The organism is Micromonospora sp. C28ISP2-4 (assembly GCF_030519385.1).
Taxonomy (GTDB): domain Bacteria; phylum Actinomycetota; class Actinomycetes; order Mycobacteriales; family Micromonosporaceae; genus Micromonospora; species Micromonospora tulbaghiae.
Map to the genome: position 1 here is coordinate 623,217 of NZ_JAUMKG010000002.1, position 13,896 is coordinate 637,112.

25 protein-coding genes are annotated in these 13,896 nt (G+C 68.7%); all 25 read right to left on the reverse strand.

The window, feature by feature from the left end; genetic code table 11:
* Nucleotides 1-146: 146 nt before the first annotated feature.
* The 25 genes from Q3W68_RS11660 to rpsJ all read right to left on the reverse strand — a co-directional run bounded on the left by Q3W68_RS11660 (nt 147) and on the right by rpsJ (nt 13,593).
* Nucleotides 147-671, reverse strand: a complete 525-nt coding sequence (locus Q3W68_RS11660; RefSeq protein ID WP_368045735.1) for a DUF1707 domain-containing protein — start codon at nt 669-671, stop codon at nt 147-149.
* 82 nt (nt 672-753) lie between these two features.
* Nucleotides 754-1,608 (reverse strand): type I methionyl aminopeptidase, encoded by an 855-nt coding sequence (map, locus tag Q3W68_RS11665; RefSeq protein ID WP_302905433.1) that lies wholly within the window; start codon nt 1,606-1,608, stop codon nt 754-756.
* A 96-nt stretch (nt 1,609-1,704) separates the two neighbouring features.
* The gene (locus tag Q3W68_RS11670; protein ID WP_013288618.1) at nt 1,705-2,358 is read right to left on the reverse strand and encodes an adenylate kinase; all 654 of its coding nucleotides are present in this window, start codon (nt 2,356-2,358) and stop codon (nt 1,705-1,707) included.
* Nucleotides 2,359-3,687: a preprotein translocase subunit SecY gene (gene secY / locus Q3W68_RS11675; protein ID WP_013288619.1), complete on the reverse strand. Its 1,329-nt coding sequence runs from the start codon at nt 3,685-3,687 to the stop codon at nt 2,359-2,361. It abuts the gene before it with no gap.
* Between the two features lie 235 nt (nt 3,688-3,922).
* Nucleotides 3,923-4,366: a 50S ribosomal protein L15 gene (gene rplO / locus Q3W68_RS11680; protein WP_018784561.1), complete on the reverse strand. Its 444-nt coding sequence runs from the start codon at nt 4,364-4,366 to the stop codon at nt 3,923-3,925.
* Nucleotides 4,366-4,548, reverse strand: a complete 183-nt coding sequence (rpmD, locus tag Q3W68_RS11685) for a 50S ribosomal protein L30 (RefSeq protein WP_013473693.1) — start codon at nt 4,546-4,548, stop codon at nt 4,366-4,368. The genes rplO and rpmD overlap by 1 nt, the downstream gene beginning before the upstream one ends.
* Complete coding sequence (gene rpsE, locus Q3W68_RS11690; RefSeq protein WP_013288621.1) at nt 4,548-5,162, reverse strand: 30S ribosomal protein S5; 615 nt, start codon at nt 5,160-5,162, stop codon at nt 4,548-4,550. The genes rpmD and rpsE overlap by 1 nt, the downstream gene beginning before the upstream one ends.
* A gap of 33 nt (nt 5,163-5,195) precedes the next feature.
* A complete protein-coding gene (rplR, locus tag Q3W68_RS11695; protein ID WP_013288622.1) occupies nt 5,196-5,585 on the reverse strand; it encodes a 50S ribosomal protein L18 in 390 nt (129 codons plus the stop codon).
* Entirely contained in the window at nt 5,582-6,124 is a 543-nt protein-coding gene (gene rplF / locus Q3W68_RS11700) for a 50S ribosomal protein L6 (RefSeq protein WP_073828942.1), read from the reverse strand. Before rplF ends, rplR begins: the two co-directional genes overlap by 4 nt.
* A 16-nt stretch (nt 6,125-6,140) precedes the next feature.
* The gene (gene rpsH / locus Q3W68_RS11705; RefSeq protein ID WP_013288624.1) at nt 6,141-6,548 is read right to left on the reverse strand and encodes a 30S ribosomal protein S8; all 408 of its coding nucleotides are present in this window, start codon (nt 6,546-6,548) and stop codon (nt 6,141-6,143) included.
* 98 nt (nt 6,549-6,646) lie between these two features.
* Complete coding sequence (locus Q3W68_RS11710; RefSeq protein WP_007465272.1) at nt 6,647-6,832, reverse strand: type Z 30S ribosomal protein S14; 186 nt, start codon at nt 6,830-6,832, stop codon at nt 6,647-6,649.
* 1 nt (nt 6,833) lies between these two features.
* Nucleotides 6,834-7,403 carry a 50S ribosomal protein L5 gene (gene rplE / locus Q3W68_RS11715; protein WP_013288625.1) on the reverse strand — a complete coding sequence of 190 codons (570 nt, stop codon included), beginning with the start codon at nt 7,401-7,403 and terminating at the stop codon, nt 6,834-6,836.
* Nucleotides 7,403-7,723: a 50S ribosomal protein L24 gene (rplX, locus tag Q3W68_RS11720; RefSeq protein ID WP_302905434.1), complete on the reverse strand. Its 321-nt coding sequence runs from the start codon at nt 7,721-7,723 to the stop codon at nt 7,403-7,405. Before rplX ends, rplE begins: the two co-directional genes overlap by 1 nt.
* Complete coding sequence (gene rplN, locus Q3W68_RS11725) at nt 7,720-8,088, reverse strand: 50S ribosomal protein L14 (RefSeq protein ID WP_007073026.1); 369 nt, start codon at nt 8,086-8,088, stop codon at nt 7,720-7,722. Before rplN ends, rplX begins: the two co-directional genes overlap by 4 nt.
* A gap of 98 nt (nt 8,089-8,186) precedes the next feature.
* Nucleotides 8,187-8,462, reverse strand: a complete 276-nt coding sequence (gene rpsQ / locus Q3W68_RS11730; protein ID WP_128137051.1) for a 30S ribosomal protein S17 — start codon at nt 8,460-8,462, stop codon at nt 8,187-8,189.
* Nucleotides 8,459-8,695: a 50S ribosomal protein L29 gene (rpmC, locus tag Q3W68_RS11735; protein WP_013288628.1), complete on the reverse strand. Its 237-nt coding sequence runs from the start codon at nt 8,693-8,695 to the stop codon at nt 8,459-8,461. The genes rpsQ and rpmC overlap by 4 nt, the downstream gene beginning before the upstream one ends.
* Nucleotides 8,695-9,120 carry a 50S ribosomal protein L16 gene (rplP, locus tag Q3W68_RS11740; RefSeq protein WP_007465292.1) on the reverse strand — a complete coding sequence of 142 codons (426 nt, stop codon included), beginning with the start codon at nt 9,118-9,120 and terminating at the stop codon, nt 8,695-8,697. The genes rpmC and rplP overlap by 1 nt, the downstream gene beginning before the upstream one ends.
* A gap of 3 nt (nt 9,121-9,123) precedes the next feature.
* Complete coding sequence (rpsC, locus tag Q3W68_RS11745) at nt 9,124-10,011, reverse strand: 30S ribosomal protein S3 (RefSeq protein ID WP_091426398.1); 888 nt, start codon at nt 10,009-10,011, stop codon at nt 9,124-9,126.
* Nucleotides 10,011-10,460 (reverse strand): 50S ribosomal protein L22, encoded by a 450-nt coding sequence (gene rplV / locus Q3W68_RS11750; RefSeq protein ID WP_018784552.1) that lies wholly within the window; start codon nt 10,458-10,460, stop codon nt 10,011-10,013. The genes rpsC and rplV overlap by 1 nt, the downstream gene beginning before the upstream one ends.
* A 40-nt stretch (nt 10,461-10,500) precedes the next feature.
* Nucleotides 10,501-10,782 carry a 30S ribosomal protein S19 gene (gene rpsS, locus Q3W68_RS11755; RefSeq protein WP_007073032.1) on the reverse strand — a complete coding sequence of 94 codons (282 nt, stop codon included), beginning with the start codon at nt 10,780-10,782 and terminating at the stop codon, nt 10,501-10,503.
* 12 nt (nt 10,783-10,794) lie between these two features.
* Nucleotides 10,795-11,634, reverse strand: coding sequence for a 50S ribosomal protein L2 (rplB, locus tag Q3W68_RS11760; protein ID WP_013288631.1), 840 nt, complete (start codon nt 11,632-11,634; stop codon nt 10,795-10,797).
* 12 nt (nt 11,635-11,646) lie between these two features.
* Nucleotides 11,647-11,949 carry a 50S ribosomal protein L23 gene (gene rplW / locus Q3W68_RS11765; protein ID WP_013288632.1) on the reverse strand — a complete coding sequence of 101 codons (303 nt, stop codon included), beginning with the start codon at nt 11,947-11,949 and terminating at the stop codon, nt 11,647-11,649.
* Entirely contained in the window at nt 11,946-12,611 is a 666-nt protein-coding gene (gene rplD, locus Q3W68_RS11770; RefSeq protein ID WP_013288633.1) for a 50S ribosomal protein L4, read from the reverse strand. The genes rplW and rplD overlap by 4 nt, the downstream gene beginning before the upstream one ends.
* Nucleotides 12,608-13,273, reverse strand: a complete 666-nt coding sequence (rplC, locus tag Q3W68_RS11775; RefSeq protein WP_013288634.1) for a 50S ribosomal protein L3 — start codon at nt 13,271-13,273, stop codon at nt 12,608-12,610. The genes rplD and rplC overlap by 4 nt, the downstream gene beginning before the upstream one ends.
* Nucleotides 13,274-13,284: 11 nt before the next feature.
* Complete coding sequence (gene rpsJ / locus Q3W68_RS11780; protein WP_007073037.1) at nt 13,285-13,593, reverse strand: 30S ribosomal protein S10; 309 nt, start codon at nt 13,591-13,593, stop codon at nt 13,285-13,287.
* Nucleotides 13,594-13,896 lie beyond the last annotated feature (303 nt).

Sequence of the window (13,896 nt, forward strand, 5' to 3'; positions counted from 1 at the left end):
AGCCGCGGCTCCGACTCCCACCGAAGCGCAGGGTGGGCATGGCGGAGTGGACGCTGTGCGCCGAACAGAAAGTGTACGCCGACCCGCACGTGCTCGCCAAACCGACCGGCGCGACAGTCACCCGGGCGGCTCGGATATGACGCAGGTCACGTCTCCGGCAGCTCCCGCTTCGCCCGGCGGCGGGCCTCCCGCTCGACCTGCTTGCGCCGCCGGCGCTCGGCGTCCTTCTCCGGCGCCCCGTGGGCCAGCCCCTGCATCGTCTGGTAGAGCACCACGGCGCCCCACGGGCCGAGCACCCAGATCGGCCAGTAGTCGTCGAGCTCGAACTCACCCTCGCCGAGCTGGGAGACGAACCAGATCGCGGTGAGGATCAGGGCCACCTTCAGCCAGGGCCCCCAGACCCCCAGCAGCCAGGCGTTACGCGCGCTGACGGCCGCCCGGCCCGGCTCGGCCACCCGGCTCTTCCCGGTCGCACGCGGAGCCGGCAGGGAGTTCTCCGCCGGCCGCGGACCGGGCAGGTCGGTCAGCAGCTCGTCCAGCTCGCCGTAGGTCTTGGCCCCGTACGCCTGGCGCAGCCGATCGTCGTACTCGCCCAGGTCGAGCCGGCCCTCCGCCAGCGCCGCCCGGAGTCGCTCCGCGGTGGCCTCCCGGTCCGCGTCGGCCGCTCGCATCCGGTTGCGCTCATCCATGGGAACAAGCATGGCATCCGATCGCCACGGCGGCAGCACTCGACCGGGTACGGGGGCAGCCCGCTCAGGCCGCCGGGGAGTCGACAGACGTCTGCCGAGCGGTCACCAGGTCACCCAGGCGCTCCCGTCCGCCGTCCTCGGCGGTCAGCACCCACACACCGTCGTCAAGCAGCGCCATCGAGTGCTCCACGTGCACCGCCATGGAGCCGTCCCGCGTCACCACGGTCCAGCCGTCGGCCAGCTCGACGGTACGCGGCGAGCCCATCGTGATCATCGGCTCGATGGCGAGCGCCAGGCCCGGCACCAGGCGCGGCCCCTTGCCCGGACGCCCGTGGTTGAGCACGTGCGGATCCTGGTGCATCTCGGTGCCGATGCCGTGGCCGCCGTAGCCGTCGACGATGCCGTACCGGCCGCCCTTGCGGACCGCGTTCTCGACCGCGTGGGAGATGTCGGTGAGCCGGCCCTTGCCGGAGGCCGCCCCGCGCGCCGCGGCGGCGATCCCGGCCCACATGGCGTCCTCGGCCACCGCCGTCATCTTCAGCAACGCCGGGTCGACCTCACCGACCGGCACCGTGACCGCCGCGTCGCCGTGCCAGCCGTCCAGCACCGCGCCGCAGTCGATCGAGATCAGGTCGCCCTCGCGCAGCACCTGCTGCGGCGACGGGATGGCGTGCACCACCTGCTGGTTGACCGAGGAGCAGATCGACGCCGGGAAGCCGTGGTAGCCCTTGAACGACGGCACGGCGCCGGCCTCGCGGATGGTCGACTCGGCGATCGCGTCCAGGTCGGCCGTCGACACGCCCGGCGCCACCGCCTCCCGCATCCGGCGCAGGGCACGGGCGACGACCAGACCCGCGGCCCGCATCAGCTCGATCTGCTCGGGGGTCTTCAGCTGGATGTCCAGCTGGGGACGGCGCATGGTGGTGTTTACCTTTCGTCGCGCGTACGCGGAGCAGCGGGGCACGTCGCACGTACCCCGCTGTTCGCACTCTATCCGCCGGGTGGCGGTGGGACCTCAGCCGCCGTACGAGCGCAGCGCGTCGATGGCGCGGACGGTGACGTCCTCCACCGGGCCGGTCGCGTCGATGCCGACCAGCTTGCCCTGGGCGCCGTAGTAGTCCACGAGCGGCGCGGTCTTCTCGGCGTACTCCCGCAGCCGGGCGGCGATGGTCTCCGGCTTGTCGTCGTCGCGCTGGAACAGCTCGGCGCCGCAGCGGTCGCAGACGCCCTCCCGGCTCGGCGAGTCGAACTCGACGTGCCAGATCTTGCCGCAGCCCCGGCAGGTGCGCCGGCCGGACAGCCGCCGGATCACCTCGTCGTCGTCGACGACCAGCTCCAGCACCAGGTCCAGCGCGGTGCCGAGGTCGGCGAGGAGCTTGTCCAGCGCGGCGGCCTGCGGAGTGGTCCGCGGGAAGCCGTCGAGCAGGAAACCCTCGCTCGCGTCCGGCTCGGCGAGCCGGTCCCGCACCATGTTGATGGTGACCTCGTCCGGGACCAGCTTGCCGGCGTCCATGTACCGCTTGGCCTCGACGCCCAGCGGCGTGCCCTGGGAGACGTTCGCCCGGAAGATGTCACCGGTCGAGATCTTCGGCACCGAGAGGTGCGCGGCGACGAACTCCGCCTGTGTGCCCTTGCCCGCGCCCGGCGGGCCAACCAGAACGAGTCGCATCTACCGCAGGAACCCTTCGTAGTTCCGCTGCATGAGTTGGCTCTCGATCTGCTTCACGGTCTCCAGACCGACGCCGACCATGATGAGCACAGCGGTGCCGCCGAACGGAAAGTTCTGGAACTGCTGGTTGTCGAGCCAGATGAAGAAGAAGTTCGGCAGGATCGCGACGATGCCCAGGTAGAGCGCGCCCGGCAGGGTGATCCGGCTGAGGATGAAGTCGAGGTACTCGGCGGTCGGCTTGCCGGGGCGGATGCCCGGCACGAAGCCGCCGTACTTCTTCATGTTGTCCGCGACCTCGGTCGGGTTGAACGTGATCGACACGTAGAAGTACGTGAAGAAGATGATCAGCAGGAAGTAGATCGCGATGTGCTCCGGCGCGCTCGCCTTCACGATGTGGTTCTGGATCCACGCCTGGACCTTGCCCGGGTCGTTCTGATCGAAGAACTGGAGCGCGAGCTGCGGCAGGTAGAGCAGCGACGAGGCGAAGATGACCGGGATGACACCCGCCTGGTTCACCTTCAGCGGGATGTAGGTCGACGTGCCGCCGTACATCCGCCGGCCGATCATGCGCTTGGCGTACTGCACCGGGATGCGGCGCTGCGCCTGCTCGATGAACGTGACAGCGGTGATGACCACCAGCACCAGGGCGATGACGAGGAGGAACATCCCCCAGCCCTTTGTGGTCTTGATCTTCCAGCCCTCGCTGGGGAGGCGGGCCGCGATCGAGGTGAAGATCAGCACGGACATGCCGTTGCCGACGCCCCGGTCGGTGATCAGCTCACCGAGCCACATCACCACGCCGGTGCCGGCGGTCATGGTCATGACCAGGATGCTCAGGGTCAGCCAGTTCGGGATGCCGGTGCCCTCGGGCACGATCGGGAACTGGTCGCACTGGTTGTTGAACAGCTGGCCGGAGCGGGCCAGCGCCACGAACGCCGAGGCCTGGAGGACACCCAGGCCCAGCGTCAGGTAGCGGGTGTACTGCGTGATCTTGGCCTGCCCCGCCTGGCCCTCCTTGCGGAGCTGCTCCAGGCGCGGGATCACCACCGTCAGCAGCTGGAGGATGATCGACGCGGTGATGTAGGGCATGATGCCCAGCGCGAAGACCGAGAGCTGGAGCAGCGCGCCACCGGAGAACAGATCCAGCAGGTTGAGCACACCCGTGCTGCCACCCTGGATCGTGTCGAGGCACTTCTGCACGTTGCCGTACGAGACGCCCGGGCTGGGCAGCGTGGCGCCCAGCCGGTAGACCGCGATGATGCCTACTGTGAACAGCAGCTTCTTGCGCAGGTCAGGCGTACGGAACGCACTGAGAAAGGCGGACAGCAACTTCTTCCTCCTGCGCGACGCGGGCCGCCGGTGACGAATCCTGGCGGGGCGGGGTGGTGCCGGGCGGCGTGCCCGGTATCCATGGCTGGGAACGGACTCTAACAGTCCGATCCCGGTCCGGGCAGATGCGCCCGGCTACATAAAACGAATCCGATGTTACCCGGCGCACACGTGGCCGGTAGACCATGGCGCCCGCCCAGTTGCGAACAACTGAGCGGGCGCCGTGGACATCGCCTTACAGCTCGGTGACCGAGCCACCGGCGGCGGTGATCTTCTCCTTGGCCGACGCGCTGAACGCGTGCGCCGAGACCTGGAGAGACACGCCACCGAGGTCGCCGGTGCCGAGCACCTTGACCGGGTGACCCTTGCGGACCGCGCCGGCCTCGACCAGCTCGACCGGGCCGACCTGGCCGCCGTTCGGGAACAGCTCGGCCAGCCGGTCCAGGTTGACCACCTGGAACACGACCTTGAACTTGTTCTTGAAGCCCTTCATCTTCGGCAGGCGCATGTGGATGGGCATCTGCCCACCCTCGAACGCCGGCGAGATGTTCTTCCGGGCCTTCGAACCCTTGGTACCGCGACCGGCGGTCTTGCCCTTCGAGCCCTCACCGCGACCCACGCGGGTCTTGTCGGTCTTGGCACCCGGAGCCGGACGCAGGTGGTGCACCTTGATCGTCATTACTCGACCTCCTCGACCTTCACGAGGTGGTTGACCGTGAAGATCATGCCGCGGATCTCCGGCCGGTCCTCCTTGACCACCACGTCGTTGATCCGCTTGAGACCGAGCGAACGCAGCGAATCACGCTGGTTCTTCTTGGTCCCGATCTCGGACCGGACCTGGGTGACCTTCAGGCGTGCCATCAGGACGCCACCCCCGCCCGCGACGCCAGCATGGCGGCCGGCGCGACGTCCTCGACCGGCAGACCACGACGGGCCGCGACCTGCTCCGGGGACTCGAGCCCCTTCAGGGCCGCCACCGTGGCGTGCACGATGTTGATCGGGTTGGACGAGCCGAGGCTCTTGGAGAGCACGTCGTGGATGCCCGCGCACTCCAGCACGGCACGCACCGGACCACCGGCGATGACACCCGTACCGGCGGAGGCCGGCTTGAGCAGCACCACACCGGCGGCGTCCTCGCCCGTGACCGGGTGCGGGATCGACTGACCGATCCGCGGCACCTTGAAGAAGTGCTTCTTGGCCTCCTCGACACCCTTGGCGATCGCCGCGGGCACCTCCTTGGCCTTTCCGTAGCCCACACCGACGGTGCCGTCGCCGTCGCCCACGATCACCAGGGCGGTGAAGCTGAAGCGACGACCACCCTTCACGACCTTGGCGACGCGGTTGATCGCGACGACCCGCTCGAGGTGCGGGGTCTTCTCGACGGGCGCGTTTCCGCGGCCGCCCTCACGGCGGTTGTCGCGGCGACCACCCTCGTTGCCACCGGACCCGCCGCCACGGCGCTGTTGACCTGGCATCAGCAGCCTTCCTTCTCTCTCGTGACGGGGTTTCTAGAACTCGAGCCCGGCTTCGCGGGCGGCGTCGGCAAGCGCGGCGACACGCCCCGCGTACCGGTTGCCACCGCGGTCGAAGACGACCTTCGAGACGCCGGCGGCCTTGGCGCGCTCGGCGAGCAGCGCGCCGACCTTGCCGGCCAGGGCGCTCTTGTCGCCCTCGGCGCCGCGCAGCGAGGCGTCCATGGTCGAGGCCGACGCCAGGGTGTGACCCTTGGTGTCGTCCACGACCTGGGCCACCACGTGGCGCAGGGAGCGGGTGACGACCAGGCGGGGACGCTCGGCGGTGCCGCTGACGTTCTTGCGGACCCGGAAGTGCCGACGCGCACGCCCGACGGCACGCTTGGCGGCGACGCCGCGGCGGCGCTTGAGCAGCGTGGCGCTCACTTCTTACCTGCCTTTCCAGCCTTGCGGCGGATGACCTCGCCCTGGTACTTCACGCCCTTGCCCTTGTAGGGCTCCGGCGGACGGATCTTCCGGATGTTGGCGGCGACCTCGCCGACCTGCTGCTTGTCGATGCCGGCCACATGGAACAGCGTCGGCTTCTCGACCGTGAAGGTGATGCCGTCCGGCGCCTGCACCAGCACCGGGTGCGAGAACCCGAGCGCGAACTCCAGGTCCTTGCCCTTGGCGGTCACGCGGTAACCGGTGCCGGCGATCTCCAGGCTCTTGCGGTAGCCCTCGGTGACACCGACGATCATGTTGGCCACCAGCGTACGGCTCAGGCCGTGCAGCTCCTTGGCCTTGCGCTCGTCGTTGGGCCGGTTGACGTGCAGCTCGCCGTCCTCGCCCCGCTCCGCCGTGATCGGCTCGGCCAGCACGTGGCTCAGCTCGCCCTTGGGGCCCTTGACCTTGACGGTCCGGCCGTCGATCGTGATGTCGACGCCGGCAGGCACCGGGATCGACTTACGTCCAATACGCGACATTTCTACCTGTCTCCCGTTACCAGACGAAGGCGAGGACTTCCCCGCCAACGCTCCGCTTGCGGGCCTGCCGGTCGGTGAGCAGCCCCTGGGACGTCGAAATGATCGCCACGCCCAGCCCGCCGAGCACCCGCGGGAGCCCGTCCGACTTGGCGTACACCCGGAGACCGGGCTTGGACACGCGCTTGATGCCGGCCAGGCTCCGCTCGCGGTTCTGGCCGTACTTCAGCTCGACGACCAGTCGCTTGCCGACGGCGCCCTCTTCGGGCTCCTCGACCGACCAGGTGGCGATGTAACCCTCGGCCTTGAGGACCTCGGCGATGTTCGCCTTGATCTTCGAGTAGGGCATCGTCACCCGGTCGTGGTACGCCTGGTTGGCGTTACGCAGACGCGTGAGCATGTCTGCGATCGGGTCGGTCATCGTCATGAAAACTCGTCAACCTTTCTCGCCGGGGTTCCCCGGGCCAGGCCCGGGGCCTACGGCGAAGAGACAGTTCAGCTGACGCGCCGGAGCGCGCCGGGCTATTACCAGGAAGCCTTGGACACGCCGGGCAGCTCACCGCGGTGGGCCATCTCCCGGATGCACACCCGGCAGAGACCGAACTTGCGGTAGACCGCCTTCGGACGCCCGCACCGCTGGCAGCGGGTGTACGCGCGAACCGAGAACTTCGGCTTCGCGGCCGCCTTGATGATCAGCGCCTTCTTGGCCATCTCAGTTCTCCTTGAACGGGAAGCCCAGGAGCTTGAGCAGCGCCCGGCCCTCGTCGTCGGTCGTGGCGGTCGTGACCACCGTGATGTCCATGCCCCGCTGGCGATCGATCTTGTCCTGATCGATCTCGTGGAACACCGACTGCTCGGTCAGGCCGAACGTGTAGTTGCCGTGCCCGTCGAGCTTGCGCCCGTCCAGGCCGCGGAAGTCACGGATACGCGGCAGCGCGATCGAGAGCAGCCGGTCCAGGAACTCCCACATCCGGTCGCCGCGCAGGGTGACCTTCGCGCCGATCGGCATGCCCTCGCGGAGCTTGAACTGCGCGATGGACTTAGTGGCCCGCCGGACCTGCGGCTTCTGGCCGGTGATGGTGGCCAGGTCGCGGACGGCCCCGTCGATCAGCTTGGCGTCGCGAGCGGCCTCGCCGACACCCATGTTGACGACGATCTTGACCAGCCGCGGCACCTGCATCGGGTTGGCGAACTCGAACTGCTTCTGCAGCTCGCCCACGATCTCGTTGCGGTACCGCTCCTTGAGGCGCGGCAGGGTCTTGGTTTCGGTAGCCGTGGTCATCAGAGGTCCTTACCGGTGCTACGCGCGATGCGGACCTTCTGGCCGTTGTCGTCGATCCGGTAGCCGACGCGGGTCGGCTTGCCGTCGGAGTCCAGGACCATCACGTTCGAGACGTGGATCGGGGCCTCCTGGGTGACGACGCCACCGGTCTTGGCGCCACGCTGGGTGGTGCTGATGCGGGTGTGCTTCTTGACCCGGTTCACGCCCTCGACCAGGACCTTGTCCTGCCGCGGGTAGGCCGCGATGACCTTGCCCTTGGCACCCTTGTCCTTGCCGGCGATGACGACGACCGTGTCGCCCTTCTTGACCTTCACGGTCACAACACCTCCGGCGCGAGAGAGATGATCTTCATGAACCGCTTGTCCCGCAGCTCCCGGCCCACCGGGCCGAAGATACGGGTACCGCGCGGGTCCCCACCGTCCTTGATGATGACGGCGGCGTTCTCGTCGAAGCGGATGTACGACCCGTCCGGCCGCCGCTTCTCCTTGGCGGTCCGAACGACGACGGCCTTGACGACGTCGCCCTTCTTCACACCGGCACCGGGGATCGCGTCCTTGACGGTCGCCACGATGACGTCGCCGATGCTCGCGTAGCGCCGACCGGAGCCGCCGAGCACCCGGATGCACAGGATCTCCCGGGCACCCGTGTTGTCGGCGACGCGCAGTCGCGACTCCTGCTGAATCACGTCTATCTCCTATGTCTGCCGGTTCTCCGGCCGCTCGGGGCGGCCGGAGCCTGGCGGAACCTGCGCCCGACCGGGACCCGGCCGAGCTCGAGCCTTCGCTACTTGGCCTTCTCGAGGATCTCCACGAGCCGCCAGCGCTTGGTGGCGGACAGCGGCCGGGTCTCCATGATCAGGACCCGGTCGCCGATGCCGGCCGAGTTCTGCTCGTCGTGCACCTTCAGCTTGCGCGTACGGCGCATGATCTTGCCGTACAGCGCGTGCTTGACGCGGTCCTCGACCTCGACCACGACGGTCTTGTCCATCTTGTCGCTGACCACGAGGCCCTCGCGAACCTTGCGGCGGGACCGCGCGGGGGCGGTGGTGTTCTCACTCATGATGCAGTCACCTCAGTCGGCGCGGCCGAGAGACCCAGCTCACGCTCACGCATGATCGTGTAGATCCGGGCGATCTCCCGACGGATGACCTGCAGCCGCCGGTTGTTGTCCAGCTGCCCGGTTGCGGCCTGCACGCGGAGGTTGAACAGCTCCGCCTTCGCCTCGCGCAACTTCGTGACCAGCTCCTCCTCGGAGAGCTCACGCAGCTCGGAGGGCTTGACGCCCGCTGCCATCAGGATTCACCCACTTCGCGCGTAACAATGCGGCACTTCATCGGGAGCTTGTGGATCGCGCGACGCATCGCCTCTCGCGCGATCTGCTCGTTGGGGAAGGACATCTCGAAGAGGACCCGCCCCGGCTTCACGTTGGCGACCCACCACTCGGGCGAACCCTTACCGGAACCCATCCGGGTCTCGGCAGGCTTCTTGGTGAGGGCCTGGTCCGGGAAGATCGTGATCCAGACCTTGCCGCCACGCTTGATGTGACGGGTCATCGCGATACGCGCCGACTCGATCTGGCGGTTGGTCACGTACGCCGGCTCGAGAGCCTGGATCCCGAACTCGCCGAACACCACCCGGTTACCACCCTTGGACGCGCCACTGCGGTCCGGGTGGTGCGGCTTGCGGAAGCCCTTCGGGGGCTTGCGCGGCATCAGCATCTGTCAGCCCTCCTGCTGCGTTTCTGCCGGCTGGGTAGCCGCCGGAGCCGAAGCTGCCGCGGCGACCGCAGCGCTGTCGACCGGCTCACCGGCCGGCGTCTCCGCCTGCTGCGCGATGGTGGTCGCGGCAGCCCGGCCGGCCTCGGTGCCACCGGCGGTCGTACCGGACGAGCCCGAGCGGCCACGGCGCGGCCGGTCCGGCCGGTCGCCACGGTCGCGGCGCGGGCCGCGCGACGGGGCGGCCTCGGCCGGGGCCTCGCGGCCCGGGACGGCGTCGCCCTTGTAGATCCAGACCTTCACGCCGATCCGGCCGAAGGTGGTACGGGCCTCGAAGAAGCCGTACTCGATGTTGGCCCGCAGCGTGTGCAGCGGAACCCGGCCCTCGCGGTAGAACTCGGTCCGGCTCATCTCGGCGCCGCCCAGACGGCCCGAGACCTGAACCCGGATGCCCTTGCAGGCGGGGTTCTTCATCGCGGACTGCATCGCCTTGCGCATGGCCCGACGGAAGCTGACCCGGCTGGACAGCTGCTCGGCGACGCCCTGGGCGACCAGCTGCGCGTCCGACTCGGGGTTCTTCACCTCGATGATGTTCAGCTGGACCTGCTTGCCGGTGAGCTTCTCCAGCTCGCCGCGGATCCGGTCGGCCTCCGCACCCTTACGGCCGATGACGATGCCCGGCCGGGCGGTGTGGATGTCGACGCGGACCCGGTCCCGGGTGCGCTCGATGTCGACCTTGGAGATGCCGGCGCGCTCGAGGCCCTTGGACATCATGCGGCGGATCTTGACGTCCTCGCCGATGTAGTCCTTGTAGAGCTTGTCCGCGAACCAGCGGGACTTCCAGTCGGTCGAGATGCCGAGCCGGAACCCGGTCGGGTGAACCTTCTGACCCATTACTCGGCACCCTCCGTCGTGCTCTGCTCCTCAGCGGCCGGCTTGGCCGGAGCGGCCTTCTTCGCCGACTTCTTCGGCGCGGCCGGCGCAACCGCCTCGACCGCCACGGTGATGTGGCAGGTGCGCTTGCGGATCCGGTAGGCCCGGCCCTGCGCCCGCGGCCGGAACCGCTTCATGGTCGGGCCCTCGTCGACGAACGCCTCACTGACGAGCAGCGCGTCGGGGTCCAGCCGCTCGTTGTTCTCCGCGTTGGCGATCGCGCTCGCGAGCACCTTGTACACCTGCTCGCTCGCAGCCTGCGGCGCGAACTGCAGCACCGTGAGCGCCTCCTTCGCGGGCAGGCCGCGGACGAGGTTGACCACCCGGCGCGCCTTCATCGGCGAGATGCGCACGTGCCGCGCAACCGCCCGCGCGCCCGGAAGCACCGGAGCGTCGCCCTTTCCTGGCATCGCTGTAACCCCTTGTTCCTCTATCCGTATGCCCGCGGCGTCAGCGCCGGCGGCTCTTCCGGTCGTCCTTCTCGTGACCCTTGAACGTGCGGGTCAGCGCGAACTCGCCGAGCTTGTGCCCGACCATGGCCTCGGTCACGAAAACCGGGACGTGCTTGCGTCCGTCGTGCACGGCGATCGTGTGACCCAGCATCTCCGGGATGATCGTCGAGCGCCGCGACCAGGTCTTGATGACGTTCTTCGAGCCCTTGTCGTTCTGCGTCTCCACCTTCTTGAGCAGGTGGTCGTCGACGAACGGGCCCTTCTTCAGGCTGCGAGGCATGTCTTATCTCCCTCAGCCGCGCTTACGCGTGGCGTAGCGGCGGCGGACGATCAGCCGGTCGCTCGGCTGGCCCTTACGACGGGTGCGGCCCTCGGGCTTACCCTGCGGGTTGACCGGGTGGCGACCACCGGAGGTCTTACCCTCACCACCACCGTGCGGGTGGTCGACCGGGTTCATCGCGACACCACGGACGGTCGGGCGCTTGCCCTTCCACCGCATACGGCCGGCCTTACCCCAGTTGATGTTCGACTGGTCGGCGTTGCCGATCTCGCCGATGCTGGCGCGGCAGCGCACGTCCACACGCCGGATCTCACCGGACGGCATACGCAGGGTCGCGTACGCGCCCTCACGGCCGAGCAGCTGGATGCCGACGCCGGCCGAGCGGGCCAGCTTGGCGCCGCCGCCCGGACGCAGCTCCACGTTGTGGATGGTGGTACCGACCGGGATGTTGCGCAGCGGCAGGTTGTTACCCGGCTTGATGTCGGCGCCCGGACCGGACTCGACGCGGTCGCCCTGCTTCAGGTCCTTCGGCGCGATGATGTAGCGCTTCTCGCCGTCGGCGTAGTGCAGCAGCGCGATGCGCGCGGTGCGGTTCGGGTCGTACTCGATGTGGGCGACCTTCGCCGGCACGCCGTCCTTGTCGACCCGCTTGAAGTCGATCAGACGGTACTGGCGCTTGTGGCCGCCACCGTGGTGCCGCGTGGTGATCCGGCCGTGGGCGTTGCGTCCGCCCTTCTTCGGCAGCGGAGCCAGCAGCGACTTCTCGGGCGTCGACCGGGTGATCTCGGCGAAGTCGGCAACGCTCGAGCCACGCCGGCCCGGCGTCGTCGGCTTGTACTTACGGATAGCCATTGTCTACACCCCTCAGCTGACCGGGCCGCCGAAGGCCTCGATACGGTCACCGTCAGCCAGCTTCACCATCGCGCGCTTGGTGTCCTTGCGCTTGCCGAACCCGGTACGGGTCCGCTTGCGCTTGCCCTCGCGGTTGAGCGTGTTGACCGTCAGGACGCGGACGTTGAAGATCTGCTGGATAGCGATCTTGATCTCGGTCTTGTTTGCGTCCGGGTGCACCAGGAAGGTGTACCAGTTGCGGTTCAGCTCGCTGTAGCTCTTCTCCGAGACGACCGGCGCGACGATGACGTCACGCGGATCGGCGATCGTGCTCACTTGCCATCCTCCTCGGTGGTCTCGGCGGGAACGCCCAGGAACTCGTCCAGGGCCTCCTTGGTGAAGACCACGTCGTCGGCCACCAGCACGTCGTAGGTGTTGAGCTGGCCGGCCTCGATCAGGTGCACCCGGCTGTCCCGCGCGTTGCGCAGGTTCCGCAGCGACACCCAGTTCAGCTCGTCGGTGCTGCTCAGCACGACCAGGACCCGACGGGCCTGGGTCAGCTTGGTCAGCGTGGCCAGGGCCGCCTTGGTGGACGGCTTCTCACCGGAGACGAACGCCTCGACGACGTGCACCTGGCCGGCGCGGGCCCGGTCGGAGAGGGCGCCACGCAGGGCGGCGGCCTTCATCTTCTTCGGGGTGCGCTGGCTGTAGTCGCGCGGCACCGGGCCGTGGACCACGCCACCGCCGGCGAACTGCGGCGCGCGGGTCGAGCCCTGGCGGGCACGACCGGTGCCCTTCTGCTTGTACGGCTTCTTGCCTCCACCGGAGACCTCGCCGCGGGTCTTCGTCTTGTGCGTACCCTGGCGGGCCGCCGCGAGCTGGGCCACCACGACCTGGTGCATCAGGGCGATGTTGGCCTGCGCGTCGAAGATGTCGGCCGGCAGCTCCACGGAGCCGCTCTTGGCGCCTTCGACGTTGATGACGTCAACGGTGGTCACTTGGCCGCACCGCCCTTCTTCACCTTCGCCTTGGCCGCGGTGCGGACCAGGACCAGCGCGCCCTTCGGGCCGGGGATGGCGCCGCGGACGAGCAGGAGGTTGTTCTCGGTGTCGACCGCCTGGACGGTCAGGTTCTGGACGGTGTAGCGCACGCCACCCATCCGGCCCGCCATCCGGGTGCCCTTGAAGACGCGACCCGGGGTCGCGCAGGCGCCGATCGAGCCGGGCGAGCGGTGCTTGCGCTCGACACCGTGGCTGGCACGCAGGCCGTGGAAGCCGTGCCGCTTCATCGGGCCGGCGTAGCCCTTGCCCTTGGTCTTGCCGGTCACGTCGATCACGACGCCGGCCGGGAACTCCTCGACCGTGACCTCCTGGCCCGGCGCGTAGTCCGCGGCGTCGGAGGTGCGCAGCTCGACGATGTGCCGGCGCGGCGCGACGTCCGCCTTGGCGTAGTGCCCGGCGATCGGCTTCTTGACCTTGCGCGGGTCGATGACCCCGTACGCCAGCTGGACCGCGGAGTAGCCGTCCTTGTCGGCGCTACGAACCTGGCTCACGACGCACGGGCCGGCCTGAACCACGGTCACGGGCACAACCTTGTTGTTGTCCCAGACCTGGGTCATGCCGAGCTTGGCGCCCAGGATCCCCTTGACTTGCCTGTCCATTTGTCCGGTCCCTACAGCTTGATCTCGATGTCGACGCCAGCCGGCAGGTCGAGGCGCATGAGCGAGTCGACCGTCTTCGGGGTCGGGTCGATGATGTCGATCAGACGCTTGTGCGTACGCATCTCGAAGTGCTCGCGCGAGTCCTTGTACTTGTGCGGCGAGCGGATGACGCAGAAACGGTTGATCTCCGTGGGCAGCGGCACCGGGCCAGCGACCTGCGCCCCGGTACGCGTCACCGTCTCGACGATCTTCCGAGCCGAGGAGTCGACGACCTCGTGGTCATAGGCCTTGAGCCGGATGCGGATCTTCTGTCCCGCCATGGTGGCTTCTGTTCCTTCTCTCGATGCCGCTGTGTTGCGGGCGCCTGTGCCGGCTGGCACAGGCCCACTTCCGCCGACCCCCGCGGTCGGGCGTGTCGCGCCCGTGGGCCAGGCTCCGCCCCGGGACTCCGGAGCGATTCTCTGACCACGCGGTGGGTCATGGCGCCGATCGCGGGGACCGCGACCTGGACGCCGCGCGAGGGTGGTTGACCGCCGATGGCGACCAACACCCTACGCGAGACAGTCTGACTCCCGGAGGTCCAGCGTCAACCGGACGCAGGTGACCGACTGTCGTTACGCAAC